This window comes from Flavivirga algicola (assembly GCF_012910715.1).
Lineage (GTDB): Bacteria > Bacteroidota > Bacteroidia > Flavobacteriales > Flavobacteriaceae > Flavivirga > Flavivirga algicola.
The window spans coordinates 36,146-53,495 of record NZ_JABBHF010000007.1; the positions used below are offsets into that span (position 1 = coordinate 36,146).

A 17,350-nucleotide genomic window follows, 5' to 3' on the forward strand; every position below is an offset into this window, starting at 1 on the left:
ACGCTTATGAAAATCTCTCTCATTTTAAAATTTGTTTTAGGATTAATTGTAACGAATCAGGTCGTTGCGCAAACATTTCATCGATCAGAAGTTAATGCTGGCTTGGGAATACTATCAGAAAACAATGGTGTTGCCGTAGCAGATTACGATGGAGATCATGATCTGGATTTATTCGTTGTGGCCAAAGCAAAAGATAATAACAGTAAAGAGATAAGTAAAAGCAGGTTGTTTAGAAATAAGGGTAACGGCCAGTTTGAAGATGTTACCGAAATTTCGGGATTGGTTAACTTGTTTCCTTTCAGCGAAACGGCAGATTTATTTTCAGGTCTCGATGGCATAAAATATGGTGCTTCGTGGGGAGATTATGATAATGATGGATTCCCGGATATATTTTTTACCCATTCATTTAAAATTCAACTATTCCATAACCAAGGAGATGGAACATTCGTTGAAAGAACTGTTGAGGCTGGTTTCGAAAAATATAATGCATGTAGAAATACAAGCGCAACATGGTTCGATGTTAATAATGACGGATTTTTAGATATATACATTTCAGATTGGGGGGCGTGTACTAACAACAGCTTTTATATTAATAATGGAGATGGCACGTTTGAAAACGTAACAGACCAATTTGGAGATGATAATACCAAATTGTCCTATATGAGTGTGCCTTTTGATTTTAACGATGATGGGTGGATGGATTTATATGTTGCAAATGACAAGAACGACCCCAATGAGCTTTTTATAAATAGTATAGGTACAAGTTTTGAGGAAAGAGCAAGTGATTATAGAGTTAATAATTTTGGTGATGATATGGGGATTTCAGTTAATGACTATAACAACGATGGCCTTTTTGACTTTTTTGTAACCAATATTGGAGAAAATATATTACTAACCAACCAAGGCAATAGCACGTTTATAGACGTAGCCATTGGAGAAAATATAAGTAGCACAGGATGGGCGTGGGATGTAAATTTTGCCGATTTTGATTTAGATGGCGATGAAGACCTATTTGTAGTAAACGGTTTTAGTGCAACCGAATACAACGCATATTTTAAAAATTTATTGGTAGAAGGAGGCACGGGCTTTTCAGATATTACAGAACAAGTAAACCTAAAAGATCTAACAAAAAGTGTAGGATCGACGCCATTTGACTATGATAACGATGGTGATTTGGATCTATTTATAACCAATACCGATAGAGAGTCTTTCTTCTATGAAAATGATATTATTAACGGGGAGCCTTCAGCCAGCTCCCATTGGTTCAAAGTAGTATTGCAAGGTACTACATCAAATAGAAATGCCATAGGTACCAGGCTTACAATTACCACAAACCAAGGTACATTGCATAGGTATTATACAGGTCTTGGGTTTTTGTCACAAAGTCTATTGCCCGTTCATTTTGGACTAGGAGAAGCTACTTCAATCTTAGAATTAAGGATTCAATGGCCTTCTGGCCTTATAGAAACCCATGAAAATTTAAATGTAGACACATATATTCTAGCAGAAGAAGGAAATGGCTATACGGTTCTTGACCTTCCGGATGTAAACAAGACTAGAGGCTGTACAGACCCCAATTCATGTAATTACAACCCAGAAGCCGTTATTAACGACGGCAGTTGCACCTATCTGGAATCTAAGGTAATTTCAGGTAAATCAAACGTAAATAGCTTAAGTGTCGAAATGTATTCTTATCCAGATACAATAGATTCAGAACTAAATTGGTCGGTTACAGGAGGAGAAATTATTGAAGAACAGGCAAATTCAATTACAGTTAAGTGGGGTATTGGACCTTTGGGAGAAGTTTCGGTTATTGAGTCGAATTCGGAATGCTCATCACAAACCATTGGACTTAATGTCGGTTTTTCATTATCTCAGAACCATTCAATAGCAAGAATTTGGAACGAAGCTTTACTACAGGCTATTAGAAACGATTATGCGCGACCTACTGTGCATGCTAGAAATCTTTTTCATGCCAGTGTAGCAATGTACGACTCCTGGGCAATTTATAATCAAAAGGCCAAACCCTATTTGATTGGAAATCAAGTACACGGTTTTAATAGTGTGTTTGATGGTTTTGAGACAGGTGAAAATATTGAAGAAAATAGAAATAAAACGATAAGTTATGCCATGTATCGTTTATTGAACCATAGGTTTAAAAACTCTCCCAATAAGGAAGAAACCTATGAAATATTTGATTCGATAATGAACAATCTAGGATTTGATGTTAACGATGCCTCGATAGATTATTCTAATGGAAGTCCTTCAGCTTTGGGAAACTTTATAGCACAAACAATCATAGATTATGGTCTGGTTGACGGATCAAGGGAAACAAGACGTTACGATAATTCGTTTTATTTGCCAATTAATGCGCCTCTGGCTCCAATTGTTCCAGGAAATAATAACATTACAGACCCTAACAGATGGCAACCGCTAAGTTTGGAGCAATTTATAGACCAAAGCGGAAATTTGGTTAATGCTACAACACCCGATTTTTTGAGTCCAGAATGGGGAACTGTTAATCCTTTTTCATTACAAGAGGGCGATAAGAAGATTTTTTCCCGAGATGGAGATGATTATAGCATTTACCATAATCCCGATGCACCTCCACAACTAAATGAGGTATCTAATGATGCTTCAAGTAATGCTTATAAATGGGGTTTTTCTTTAGTATCTATTTGGGGAGCGCATTTAGATCCATTGGATAATGTAATTTGGGATATCTCCCCAAAATCAATTGGTAACATAGATGTAAATAGCTTCCCGTCTAATTATGTAGAATACCCCAATTTTTATGATGAAATAGAAGGAGGTGATATTTCAATAGGACATTCTGTAAATCCGCATACAGGAGCTCCTTACCAAGAACAACTAGTACCCAGAGGAGATTATGCAAGGGTTTTAGCCGAGTTTTGGGCAGACGGACCCGATTCTGAAACACCCCCAGGACATTGGTTTACTTTGCTAAATTATGTAAGTGATCATAGTTTGTTTACAAAAAAACTGAATGGAAAGGGAGATATTTTAGATGCACTGGAGTGGGATGTGAAATCATATTTTATAATGGGAGGCACCATGCATGATGCAGCTATCGCGGCCTGGGGTATAAAAGGATGGTATGATTATGTAAGACCCATTTCAGCTATACGTTATATGGCTGAATTAGGGCAGAGTAGTGATTCTGAGCAAGATAATTATAACGTAGCGGGAATCCCTTTAAAAGAAGGCTATATAGAGGTTGTGGAAGAAAATGACCCCCTAGTAGGGAATAACTCTGAACATCTTGGAAAAATAAAATTATATACATGGAGAGGTCACGATTATATAGGTAACCCGGAATCCGATAATGCAGGTGTTGGTTGGATTTTAGCCGAAAACTGGTGGCCTTATCAACGACCAAGCTTTATTACACCTCCATTTGCTGGATTTGTATCTGGGCATTCCACATATTCCAGAGCTGCAGCAGAGGTTATGACCCTATTAACGGGTGATGCATTTTTTCCTGGAGGTTATGGCGAGTTTATTGCAAGGAAAAATGAGTTTTTGGTCTTTGAAGAAGGCCCGAGTGTCGATGTTAAATTGCAGTGGGCAACTTATAGAGATGCGTCAGACCAATGTAGCTTATCAAGAATTTGGGGAGGCATCCACCCGCCAGCAGACGATATTCCTGGAAGGCTTATTGGAGAACAAATTGGAGTCGATGCCTATGAGTTTGGTGTACGGTATTTTGAAGGCAAAACCAATGGAAAAGAAGAAGGGGCAGATTATATAATGTATCCAAACCCCACGAATAAAAACACATTGTATGTTGCCAATACAAAAGTATCAGATGTTTTTCAGGTGTTTGATTTGAAAGGAAGTTCAATTTCAATAGAAAGTATATATCATGATGATAACACAAAAAATACCAGACTCACTTTTTCTAATGTTTTAGTAAATGGTGTTTATCTATTAAGAATCAATAATGATGCTAAGCTCTTTGTTAAAAGATAGCTCATTAATTTAATAAATAAGTATGCGTTTAAGATTATCTATATTAATTTTAGTTGTTTCATGCTCAATATGGAACTGTAAATCACAAGAAACCACTTTATGGGAAAACTTTAAACAAGCAAAAAAGGATCATTCCGAACCCACACTACCCGATTTCTCTTATGCAGGTTATAAACATAGTGAGGTAGAAATTCCTCATGTGGATTATAAAATATTCGACGTTACCAATTATGGAGCTAAGCCTAATGATGAGGTTTCAGACAAAAATGCAATTAAAAAAGCAATAAAGGCAGCAACAAAAAATGGCAATGGCATAATCTATTTCCCAAAAGGAAAATATGATATCAATACTAGTGACGATGACCAAAGTATTATAGCAATTGCATCATCAAATATAGTATTTAGGGGAGAAGACCAAAAAAATACAATTTTATTTTTTAATCAAGATTTACCACCTGCCAACCCAAAAAAGTTATGGACTTGTCCTTATGCAATTCAAGCCAAAAGTTTAAGAGAAAATTCTTTTTTGTCCAAGGTTATTTCAAATTCTAGAAGAGAATCTCATAAAATAAAACTGAGTGATGCATCTAAGATTAAAAAAGGGGATTGGGTTATTTTAAAAGTTTTAAACAATGATAAGGAATTGGTGCATTACGATTTGGGTGGATTAGAGCCAGAAAAAGGATGGACTTCCATTTTAGAAAAGGGTGTTAGGGTAAATGAGTATCACCAAATAGCCTCTGTTAATGGAGATACTATTGAAACGGTTGCCCCAATACATTATGATATCAAGGCAAGGCATAATTGGGAAGTACATAGTTTTGCACATATAGACCATGTGGGGTTTGAGAATTTAACATTTGAAGGAAACTGGATAAAAAAGTTCGTGCATCATAGGTCTGCTCAGGATGATGGCGGGTGGAGTATTTTAAAAATTACCAGAGCTGTTAATTCTTGGATTAGAAATTGTACATTCAAGAATATCAGTAACGCCGCAAGTTTTTCTCAATCAGCGAATTCCACAGCTCTAAGCATTACTATAGAAGGGAACTTTGGTCATAGCTCTGTACACGCATCACGTTCAACTAATATTTTAATTGCGAATTGTACAGATAAATCAGGAATGCATCATGCTTTTGGAGTCGATGGTTTTACATCGGGAACTGTAATATGGCGATCTAACTATCCTGCGCACACATCATTTGAGTCTCACGCATCACAACCTCGTTATACGCTTTTCGATAAAGTAGAAGGAGGCTTTTTTCAAGGTAGAGCGGGAGGGGCTAGATTTAATTTGCCTAATCATGGTAGGTATCTAGTTCTCTGGAATTTTAATGAAATAGACAAATCAGAAGAAAATTTTCGATTTGTGGCAACAGATACGTGGTTCTGGCGAATTTCGCCTCCGATTATTGTAGGGTTTCACGGCGCAGGAACCACATTTAAAAAAGACGAGGTTCAAATTTTAGAAAGCCTTGGAGCCCCGGTTGCCCCAGAATCTTTGTTCGAGGCACAATTAGAATTAAGGCTTGGAAGTCTTCCCAAATGGATAATGAATATAAAAAAGAAGTAAAAATGGGGCGCAAAACAAGGATTTTAATTATTTTAAGTTTATTCTTTTTTAATTGTCAGGAGAAAATAACGAAACTTACTAAAGACGAAAAGAAACCCAATGTTTTAATTATATTCCCAGACCAACTCAGAAGATACAGTGCGGGATTTTGGGCAGAGCCTCCTTACAAACAGCATGTTATAGGTAAACCAGATCCTGTAATAACACCAAATATAGACAAGTTGGCTAAAAATGGTGTGGTTTTTACACAAGCAGTTAGTAACTACCCACTTTGTAGCCCCTATCGAGGTATGTTGATGTCGGGTATGTACCCAGAACAAAATGGCATTTGGAACAATTGTAAAGTAGGAAGAACCCATAGTTTGAAGGATAATATAGCAACCATTCCCGATTTGTTTTTAAATGCTGGATATAATACTTCTTATATCGGTAAATGCCATTGGTTAAAAAATGATCCGCTATTTGATGAAGATGGAACTTATGTAGGTTCTGTAGAAGCTCCTGGAGGCTATCGTATAAATAAGTACGATACATATATACCACCAGGAAAAACGCGTCATGGGATTGAATACTTTTATCAGGCAATTAAGGATCAACATTTCAATCCACATATTTATTCTAATGATTCAGAAGCTATCGGGGGTAAAAAGGATGGCGAGTTACATTTACCAAAAACATTTTCACCAAAAAATGAATCACAAATCATAATTGACTATTTAAGAAATACAAGAAGTCAAAGGGATAAAAACAAACCTTTTTGTATGATATGGTCTATGAACCCGCCCCACAACCCATGGGATGACAAAAATACAGATATGGCCACTTTAAGAAAGCATTATGATATAGATAAATTTCCTGAGATCAATGATAGCTTATTGGTTCGAGAAAATGCCGATAAAGAAGTGGCAACTTATGTAAGGCATTATTTTGCAAATATAACAAGTTCCGATTACTATATTGGTTTGGTTTTAGATGAATTGGAAAAGTTAGGTGAATTGAATAATACGATAGTGATTTTTAGTTCAGATCATGGGGAAATGCTCGGGAGTCATGGTAAAAAAGGTAAAAATGAGATAGAATTAGAATCTACCGCAATTCCATTTATTATACACTGGCCTAAAGGATTAAAACACGGAGTTAACGATCTGCTTTTAAGTGTACCCGATGTATTGCCAACAACTATGGGATTAGCTGGTATAGGAAATCAAATACCTAAAGAAATTGAAGGTACTAATTTCTCATCCCTACTTCTTAATGAAAAAAATAACAATGTACAGAAACCTAAAGCGGTTCTATTGATGTTGGGGAATTCAAGAGGTGTTCTAACTAATAGATACTCATTGTGTTTAAAAGAAAATAAAAAGCAATGGGATGTACAAGGTGCTACGAGCATTGAAGAGGCCTTTTTATATGATAACCAGGTTGATCCTTATCAGTTAAATAAAATAGATATCGAAGAAAAACCCGAAATTTCAAAAGATTTATTATTAGAGCTGGCTAAACTTCTTAAAAAAACAAACGATCCCTGGTATCAGGATAAAAGATACAGTAGTATTATTCCATATACAGAAATTTAAAATAACGCGAATTACTTAACTTTAAGTTTATACAAGATTTACTTCGCTTTAGATAAAGTACATAACTAATTTTTAACTATAGGTAAGATTATTCAAAGATGATGGGCTTGATATATAATCTCATATTTTGAGAAATAAAAATGTATTTTCTTTCTATGTCCCAATATAAAAGATGAGTGTTTCTTTCAGAAAAAGCTCTGAACTAAATATTAACCATAAAGAGATATTTCTACCCTTAAGACACGTCTTAAATTCCAATATTTGTTTTTACATTAAGTTTTTCTAAAACTCATTTACAGCTAGCTGAAAAATTACTGAGGAAGTTTAGGGTTTGTAATGGCTTAAGGATAAAAGAAGTGTAACATTGACATTTAAGTAATGGTAATCCCCTTTTTGGCAAGTTCATGATTATCCAACGATAAAATATCCAGTATTAAAGGTTTCGAAAAAGTATGAATTGCCAGGTTTTACAGAATTTCATGTGTTGAAGAAATAATACTTAAAAGAAATATTTATAAATGAGGACAGTTATTTTTACATTTTTAATGCTAGTTGTATGGGCAGGACATGCGCAAAAAGAAAATAACGTATTAAGTTGGGAAGTACTTTCTCAACATGAGGTTCCTGAGTGGTTTAAAGATGCTAAGTTTGGTATTTATGCACATTTAGGTGTTTATTGCGTACCAGCATTCGAAGGAGAGTGGTATCCACGTTTAATGTATCAAAAAGATCATAAAGTACAAAAGCATCATATAAAAACTTACGGTTCATTAGGTAAGTTTAATTATCACGATTTTATTCCTAAATTCAAACTTAAGAATTGGGATCCAAAAGAATGGGCCGATTTGTATAAACGAGCAGGAGCAAAATTTGCAGGGCCCGTAGCAGAACACCATGACGGTTTTTCCATGTGGGCTAGTAAGGTTAACCGTTGGAATGCTAAAAAAATGGGGCCAAAAAGAGATGTTGTTGGTGAATTAGTAAAAGAGATACGTAAAAACGATATGAAAGTGATTACGTCGTTTCACCATGGGTTCAATATTTCAGGTTATTATAATACAGTAGAAGGTACAGCAACTGCAAACCCGAAATATGCAGATTTATATGGAAAATTATCTCCAGAGAAGAGTTATGAACGTTGGTTCAAAAAATTAAAAGAAGTTATTGATAACTATCAACCAGATCAGATTTGGTTTGATTGGGGGTTACGTGACATCCCAATGGAATATCGTCAAAAATTTGCCTCTTACTATTATTCAAAAGAAAACGAATGGAATAAAAAGGTTATTATTACCAGAAAGCTTGACCAATTACCTTTAGGTGTTGGAGTACATGACTACGAGGGGGGGAGTGCCAGAGATTTATCACCAAGGCTTTGGCAAACCGATCAATCAACGGGAGGGCATTATTGGAGTTGGAGAGCAGGTATGAAAACACGTTCCCCACGTTGGCTGTTACGAGAGCTTATTAGTGTAGTAAGCAAAAATGGTGTTATGTTGCTTAATGTTTGTCCAGCTGCAGATGGTTCCATTCCAGCAGGTCAAAAGGAAATGCTTTATGAAGTAGGGGACTGGCTAAAAATAAATGGCGAAGCTATTTATGGTACACGACCATGGCGCGTTTCTGGAGAAGGTCCTAATATGTATGGTAAAAAAGGATACTATATGGAGTATAATTCTGCGCTTCAAACAAGCCCGATTAATGTACGCTATACCCAAAAAGACAATAACCTGTATGCGATATGTTTCGATTGGCCAGGAAAAGGATTTTCGTTCGATAAAATACAGGTAAATAAGATCACAGATAAATCTAAAGTAACTTTAATTGGTCATGGAGAAGTAGACTATGAGGTGGTAGATAAAAAGCTTAAAATCAAAAAAATGGGGATTTCTCAAAAAGAAATGCCGTTTAAGCATGCTTACGTACTAAAAATAGAAGGTTTTGATCTAGAGGCAGATCCATTTTCAAAACTAGAAGTCATCCGCTTAAATGCCGATAATGCTACAACTACGGGGCATATTGTAAAACGAATTGGAGGTGTGTCTAATGCTAAAGTTCAAAGAAACGGGCTTCAAAATTGGCATAACCCTTGGGATAAAGTGTATTGGCTTGTTAATGTGAAGACTCCTGGTGAATATAAAGTACGTGGTGAATTTGCAACGCGTTTTAAGCCAGCTCGAATGGTGTTGAAAAGTCAAGATGATGAGCTTAAGTTTGAGACTGTGCCCAAAACTAAATATGGGGTTAGTGTCGTTAAGGACTATGGTTCCATATCTTTTTCTAAAACGGGCTTATATCAAATAGAGTTAAAAGCGCAAGATTACGATAATTTTCCAGGAATCCAGAGGTTTTGGCAAATTGAATTAGCTCCTTTAGAGTGAGTTTTCAGATATAGAAAAGTAATGTAAATGGCTTCAAATAGGAATAAAACTAGATCGTTGAGGGCAACTAATGTATTGTTGGTCGTATTATTTATGTTGACTAATTCCGTTTTTTCACAAGAAAAGATTGAGGCCATTGGCAAATATGATATTTGGAATCTTCCAGATTTGCAGGTATATCCTGGTATTTACAAACCCAATTGGGAATCACTAAAAAAATATGAAGTACCCGATTGGTTTAGGGAGGCTAAACTGGGTATTTGGTCGCATTGGAATCCGCAATCGGTTCCAGAAGCAGGAGGGTGGTATGCGCGTTGGATGTATATAGAAGGAGATAGGCGTTATAAACACTGTATTGAAAATTACGGACACCCTTCAGAATTTGGTTATAAGGATATATGTGCCATGTGGACGTGTGACCAATGGAATCCCGATGCATTTTTAAAAATGGCAGTGGATGCTGGCGGGAAATATTTTGTTGCTTTAGCCAACCATCATGATAATTATGATAGTTGGAATTCAACTTATCAACCATGGAATTCGGTAAATATTGGTCCCAAAAAAGATATAATTGCTATTTGGAAAGCTGCTGCCGAGAAGCATGGTCTACCTTTTGGTGTGTCTGTACATGCATCGCCAGCAAGAACATGGGGGCAATTTATGCCTCACTATTTTGGAAGAGACAAGAAAGGGAAATATAAAGAAATACCTTATGATGCTGCTACTGTAACTTTTGAAGATGGAAAAGGAACCCTTTGGGAAGGTCTTGATCCTAAAGATTTGTATGGGTTTCCTCATGATAAAGAATTAGATGCGAACCAATCTCCTTTTGCCAATCAGTTTATGTGGCGTGTAGACGATTTGCTTAAATATAATCCCGATTTACTCTATTTTGATGAAAGTGTCGGGGTAAATGGTTGGGTCGATTTAGGTGTAAAAATGGGTTTTGGGCATTTAGCACCACAAATAGCGGCTAATTACTATAATAAGAGTATGGCGATGAATAATGGTAAGCAAATTGCTGTTTTAAATATGAAAGCAGTTGGAGGCAAAGCCAATAGTTTATATACCATAGAAGAAGCCGAAATTGTGGCTAATTCGTTGGTAAAAGATAGTGAGAAAAAAATCGAAGGCCAGATAGAACCCTATCCTTTCCAAACAGACGATGCTATCGGGCCTTGGTTTATTAATAAAGAAAGACTGAGGTATAAAGATGCAAAGTGGGTCATTCACACACTTATAAATAATGTAAGCAAAAATGGTAATTTGTTATTATCAATTCCACAACGAGCCCAGGGCAATGTCGATCCCGAGGCCATTAAAATTTGTAAAAATATAGGCGAATGGATGCGTATAAATGGTGAAGGAATTTATGGTAGTAGACCTTTTGAAGTGTTTAAAAGTAATGTTGGAAACTACTACTTTACAAGAAAAGGAGGGTACATATATATGTTTTGTTTGGAATGGCCAGAATCGAAAAACATAGAGATTCCAGAGTTAAAACAAGGAGGCGCCACTATAGGAAATATTACAAAAATTGAACTATTGGGAACTAGAAATGAGATTAGTTTTAAACAAAACGAGGAAATTCTAAATATTCAACTTCCTAAGAATAGACCAAATGAAATTGCAGCTGTATTTAAAATAAGACAGGATAAAATATGGGTTAATGATGATGATCCTGGAATGTATTATTATGGTTGGGTTCATAAAGTAAACCGAAATAAAAAAGAGTTTAATAACGATATACATGAATCTTATATAAGAGGTGAACGATTTAGCTGCTCGTTTGAAGGAACAAGTGTCGATTTAATAGCCAATACGTCTCCAGATATGGGAAAATTGATTGTTTTAATTGACAGACAATTATATGATACTGTGGATTTAAGCAAGCAAGCAAGTTGTGGCGTACAGCAAATTGTATTTTCTTCAGAGAAATTACCTTTTGGAAAACATAAAATAGAAGTTATAAATGCAACTAATAAACTAGTTGCTATAGACGCTTTAATAATTAAATAAATATTCTAAACACAATTAAATGAAAAAAACAAACACTCTTTTATTTACTGTTCTAATGGCAGTCTTAATGTCTAATATAATATACTCTCAAGACATTAAATTAGCCAAACCATCTATAAAACAGATTAGGTTTGCCGATTGGGAAGTTGGGGCGTTTATCCATTTTGGTTTAAATGTGTTTACGGATATGGAGCATGGAGATGGTCAGTTTCCACCGTCCATGTTTAATCCAACCAATTTAGATGCAGAACAATGGGTATTAACAGCAAAAGCTATGGGAGCCAAATATGCTTGCCTAACCGTAAGACATGAAGGTGGATTTTGTCTATGGCCTTCAAAAACTACAGATTATACCATTGCTAACAGTCCATACAAAAATGGTAAAGGAGATATTGCCAGAGAGTTTGTAGATGCTTGTAGAAAACATGGTATTGTTCCTGCCTTTTATCATACAGCGGCCTTTGATGCGAATGCCACATTAGGAAAATATGAGGGTGATTTAGAGTTACCTTTAAAATGGAGTTCTACTTGGAGCAAAGCCATGGGAGAAGCCCATAAAAAAGATCCAGGCCTAAGAGGTCGGTTAAAGAAAAAACAGGTGGAGCAAATGCGTGAGCTGCTCACTAATTACGGCCCCATTGGTTTCATGTGGTCCGACCATTGGAATGCGAAAGACCCCAATGGTGTTTGGAGGGCGGTTACAGATTTAGCTGAAGAACTTCAGCCAGATATGGTGTTTATGGGACCAGATTCTTGGGTGCCTGGTAATGAAACAGGGCATGTAGTCTACCCAATGTGGAATGCTGTAAATACAATAGATGGAACTAAATATTCACGACCATCAGCCAACGACAGTGATGTAACGACAAAAAATAGTTATGGGTTGTTAGAAGGCGAAGTTCGTACAGGACATCCTCTAGGTAAATTTTGGCGGGTTAGAGAATGTACAACCAATACAGGGTTTAATTATGGTGGTTGGTTTTGGCACCCAGATTCTGTAAAAAGAACCGCTCCAAAAAAACACTGGGAGCATTTAGATTTATATTACAGGACAGTAGGTTTAGGTGCTAATGTGATTATTAATTTACCACCAGATAATAGAGGACTGGTTCCGGATGATATCGCTAAAGCAGCAAAAAAGTTTGGAGATGCTATCAACGAACGATTTTCTAAACCTATAGCCGAATTAGAAACGGTGACATCTGGAGACATTGTAGAACTATCATGGAAAAAGCCGAAAAAAATAAATACCATAGTAACTATGGAAAATATTGCTAATGGACAAAAAGTGGTGAGATATTTACTAGAAGCCTATGTTGATGGCAAGTGGCAAAAACTAGAACCAAGAAACAGAGTGATGGGCTTTAAACCCTATAATAATAATCCAGGATACGAAACGATAGGTCATAAAAAAATAGATAGGGTAAAAGCTGTAGTTACTAACCGTATTCGTTTTAAATGTTTAGAATCGGTTGCACAGCCAGTGGAAATTAGAAGTTTTGCCGTTTATAATTGTGACCCTATTACAAGAGATTTCGATTCTGGTTACCCCTACATAAGTGGTGTAGAAACCATCTATGAATCGGCACATGGTGGCGTGAGAAGAGATAAAAACTACAAAGGCGATAAAATTTTTATTAATGGAAAACATTTTAAACAAGGTTTAATGGTTTGTCCTGTCGGTAAAGAGAAGAAAGGCGTTGTAGAGTATGATTTAACAGAATATCCAAACGCTAGAGGCTTAAAAGCATCTATAGGGATTGAGGATATGATTGGCGATAACGGCTCAGTTGTTTTTATTGTAGAAGGCTATAAAAAAGGTGAGTGGATTGAGTTATACAAGAGTAAGAAACTCACAGGAAAAGATGATGCTGTAGAGATAGACATTAAGTTTCCATCTAATCTAAGAGAACTTCGCTTAACAACGACCGATGGTGGGGATAATGCAAATTCAGATCACTCTGTTTGGGCCAATGCAGTATTTACAAAATAATGATTTAAAAAACGCTTTCTTTATGAATAGATATAAAAATTTTTCACTAATAATCGTTTTTGCATTTTTATATTTTTCTTGCAAAAACAATGAAAAAAAAGAAGCTGAGGTTCAAAATCAATCTTCAATATTGGTCAAGCCAAGTAAAAAGCAAATCGAATTTGCAGATTGGGAAGTTGGTGCCTTTTTCCATTTTGGCTTAAATGTATTTACAGGACAAGAACATGGCGATGGAAAAGAACCACCTTCAAAATTTAATCCAACAGCATTAGATGCAGAACAATGGGTGTTAACAGCCAAATCCATGGGGGCTAAGTACGGTTGTTTAACAGTAAGACACGAAGGAGGCTTTTGCTTATGGCCCTCTAAAACTACAGATTATACCATTGCTAATAGTCCTTATAAAGATGGCAAGGGAGATATCGCTAAAGAATTTGTGGATGCTTGTAGAAAACATGGCTTAAAAGTAGGATTTTATCATACCTCAAGTCATGACACATACGAAGCGCTTAGCTGGTATGACGGCAAAATAGGTTGGGGACCAGACAGGGACTCTCTAGTAGAAATAGCATTTCGAGATAAAAAAAGGAAAGAAAAGTACCAACAAGTGCAACTGGGACAAATGCGAGAGCTTTTAACCAATTATGGACAAATAGATTTTATGTGGTCCGATCATTGGGGAGCACCTGGAAGTGAACATATTTGGAACCCTATGACAGATCTGGTTGCAGAGCTTCAACCTAATATGGTATTTATGGGACCAGAAACTTGGGTGCCAGGCAACGAATCTGGGCTTGTTGTATACCCCATGTGGAATGCTGTAAATACAGTAGATGGTACTAAATATACCCGTCCTGCACCTAATTCAAATGATAGTTCCGTTGAAAATGACTATGGTTTGCTTGAAAATGAGGTAAGAACAGGACACCCGTTAGGCAAGTATTGGCGCGTAAGAGAGTGTACGACCCATTGGGCATTTCATAGAGGTGGTTGGTTTTGGCATCCTGAAGTCACATTGCCATTACCATTATCTAAACATGTGGATTTATATTATAGAACCGTTGGATTGGGAGCTAATACCATCATAAACTTACCACCAGATCATAGAGGATTGGTACCAGATACTATTGTAGTTGCAGCTAAAAGGTTTGGTGATGAAATTAAAAGGCGTTTTTCTAACCCAGTAGCCGAACTAAAAGATATTAAAAAAGGCAATATTGTTGAGCTTAGTTGGGGAGTACCAAAAGAAATCAATACAGTTGTTCTAATGGAAAACATAGCTAATGGACAACGTGTGGCAAAATACATTTTAGAAGCTTTTGTGGATGGTATATGGCAAGAGCTGAAACCTATCAATCATTTTCCAATAGCTAAGAAACCTTATAATAACAATCCAGGTTATGAGACTATTGGTCATAAAAAAATTGACCGTGTTATACCAGTAATAACCAGTAAAATTAGGTTCAAATGTTTAAAATCTGTTGAAGGAATAGCTGAAATACGTAAAATACAGGTTTTCAACTTTGAGCCTTATGATAAGTTAAAATGATTCTTGAACTTAATTAAAAGAAATGTCAAAATATAAAATAATGAACAGAAAAATAATATTAGTATTTATAAGTCTAATTACAGTTTCAAATGGGTTTTCTCAGAAAAATCATATGGATGTTGAAATTAAAATTGATAAGCTCATTGCTAAAATGACCTTAGAGGAAAAAGTTCATCAATTAGCAACCCAATACCCAAATGCTAATATGAGGTTGGGGATACCCAATATAAGCGCAAATGAGTGCTTGCATGGTATCAAGATGAATCATGCCACCGTATTTCCTCAAGCCATTGCTATGGCAAGTACCTGGGATTTGGATTTAATAGAACGCATGGGACATACCGTTGCAAAAGAGTCTCGTGCTTTTGGAATTCATCAATGTTATACACCCATGTTGGCCGTAGTGCGTGATATTCGTTGGGGTAGAACCGAGGAGAGTTATGGAGAAGACCCTTATTTAGTAGGTAAAATAGGAAGCTCTTATATTAAAGGACTTCAAGGTATGGGAGATAAACGTTTTGATAAAGACCATATTTTGGCAACAGCAAAGCATTTTGTAGCAGATGGGGAACCGATGGCAGGAGATAATGGTGCCGCCCATGACATATCAGACTATACATTACATAATGTGCATTTATATCCGTTTCGTTTGGCAATAAAAGAAGCTAAGGTAGGTGCAATTATGCCCGCGCATCATTTGCTAAATGGGATACCATGTCATGCAAATAGTGACATCCTTAATGATATTTTACGTAAAAAATGGGGTTGGGACGGATTAATTGTTTCAGATAACGGCGATTTACGCTCTTTAAAGCGCGTGTTTAATTACGTTCCAGATTGGAACCATGCCGCCAATGCAGGGTTAAAAGTTGGTATTCATCAAGAGCTGGCTTTATTTCAGGGATGGAATGAACATCGCATGTATGGAGATAACTTAATTGAGGCGGTTAACAAAGGAATTGTCTCAGAAAGTTTATTGAATAATGCGGTAGCGCATGTTCTAAAAACCAAATTTGAGTTGGGTCTTTTTGATGCCGATGTGACTTTAGACGACCGATTTGATGTTATAAAACATCCTGACAATGGTGAACCAGAAAAAGTATCGCAACATGATGCCGAAATGTTTAAAAAAGCATTGTACGTAGGACTTGCAAAAGACAATTGGAAAGATATCGTTTCTAATCAAAAACACAATGATTTGGCTTTAGAAGTCGCTCATAAAGGCATCGTGCTTTTGAAAAACGAAGGTAATTTACTTCCGTTGTCGAAAAAGAAAAACAAAAAAATAGCCGTAGTAGGGCCCAATGGAAGTGCTATGCGTTTAGGCGGCTATTCACCAGATATCCCTAAATATTATATCTCCATTGTAGATGGCCTAAAGGCGTATGTAGGTGATGATACAGACGTATCATTTGCAGAAGGCTGTAATTTTACGCCTTCCATAGAAAATATCCCAGAGGCTGTAGCGTTAGCAGAAAGTTCAGATATTACTATTGTGGCTATTGGAGGATCTGAAGAAACATGTCGTGAAAATCAAGACCGCGATGAATTAGGGTTGCCAGGCCCACAACAAAAACTAGTTGAAGCTATTCATGCTACTGGTAAGCCATATGTAGTGGTTCTTTTAAATGGGCGTCCGCTTTCAATTGAATGGATTGCAGAACATTCTAAAGCCATTGTTGAAGGCTGGTATTTAGGTCAAGAAACAGGGAAAGCCATAGTCAATGTGCTTTTTGGAGAAGTAAACCCTAGCGGGAAATTACCAATTTCGTTTCCACGAAATGTCGGGCAAGTACCTTTGTTTTATAATAAGTTACAAACAGGACGACCAAGAGATATTTACAATTCGAATCCAGAACCATTATTTTCATTTGGATACGGATTGAGTTATACAACTTTTGAAATAGGAGAACCCAAACTAGAAAAAAGTACCATTTCTATAGATGGAAATACTACTGTATCGGTATCTGTTAAAAACACGGGTCATTATGAAGGAGAAGAGGTTGTGCAATTATACATTCACGATTTAATCTCAAAACGAGCTAGGCCAGCGAAGGAATTGCGAAATTTTAAACGTGTTAATTTAAAACCAGGGGAGACAAAAATAGTTGAGCTTAGTATAGGAAAACAACAATTGGAATATTGGAATGAAGGAAAATGGATAGTTGAACCAGGAACTTTTAAAGTTATGGTAGGAGCAGGAATAGAAAATCTAAAAGCAACCAATTTAGTTGTAAAATAATTAAATGATAATAAAAGTGATTT

8 protein-coding genes are annotated in these 17,350 nt (G+C 36.2%); all 8 read left to right on the plus strand.

Annotated elements, in window-relative coordinates:
* The first annotated feature begins 6 nt into the window (after positions 1-6).
* Positions 7-3,993, plus strand: a complete 3,987-nt coding sequence (locus HHX25_RS12790) for an FG-GAP-like repeat-containing protein (RefSeq protein ID WP_169674076.1) — start codon at positions 7-9, stop codon at positions 3,991-3,993.
* A 22-nt stretch (positions 3,994-4,015) separates the two neighbouring features.
* Complete coding sequence (locus HHX25_RS12795) at positions 4,016-5,566, plus strand: DUF4955 domain-containing protein (protein WP_169674079.1); 1,551 nt, start codon at positions 4,016-4,018, stop codon at positions 5,564-5,566.
* Between the two features lie 2 nt (positions 5,567-5,568).
* Positions 5,569-7,143, plus strand: coding sequence for a sulfatase family protein (locus HHX25_RS12800; protein WP_169674082.1), 1,575 nt, complete (start codon positions 5,569-5,571; stop codon positions 7,141-7,143).
* A 518-nt stretch (positions 7,144-7,661) separates the two neighbouring features.
* Entirely contained in the window at positions 7,662-9,524 is a 1,863-nt protein-coding gene (locus HHX25_RS12805) for an alpha-L-fucosidase (protein ID WP_169674086.1), read from the plus strand.
* 27 nt (positions 9,525-9,551) lie between these two features.
* A complete protein-coding gene (locus HHX25_RS12810) occupies positions 9,552-11,543 on the plus strand; it encodes an alpha-L-fucosidase (RefSeq protein WP_169674089.1) in 1,992 nt (663 codons plus the stop codon).
* A 19-nt stretch (positions 11,544-11,562) separates the two neighbouring features.
* Positions 11,563-13,536, plus strand: a complete 1,974-nt coding sequence (locus HHX25_RS12815; RefSeq protein ID WP_169674092.1) for an alpha-L-fucosidase — start codon at positions 11,563-11,565, stop codon at positions 13,534-13,536.
* A 22-nt stretch (positions 13,537-13,558) separates the two neighbouring features.
* Positions 13,559-15,085 carry an alpha-L-fucosidase gene (locus HHX25_RS12820; RefSeq protein WP_169674095.1) on the plus strand — a complete coding sequence of 509 codons (1,527 nt, stop codon included), beginning with the start codon at positions 13,559-13,561 and terminating at the stop codon, positions 15,083-15,085.
* A 40-nt stretch (positions 15,086-15,125) separates the two neighbouring features.
* Positions 15,126-17,327 carry a glycoside hydrolase family 3 N-terminal domain-containing protein gene (locus HHX25_RS12825; protein WP_169674098.1) on the plus strand — a complete coding sequence of 734 codons (2,202 nt, stop codon included), beginning with the start codon at positions 15,126-15,128 and terminating at the stop codon, positions 17,325-17,327.
* Positions 17,328-17,350: the final 23 nt, after the last annotated feature.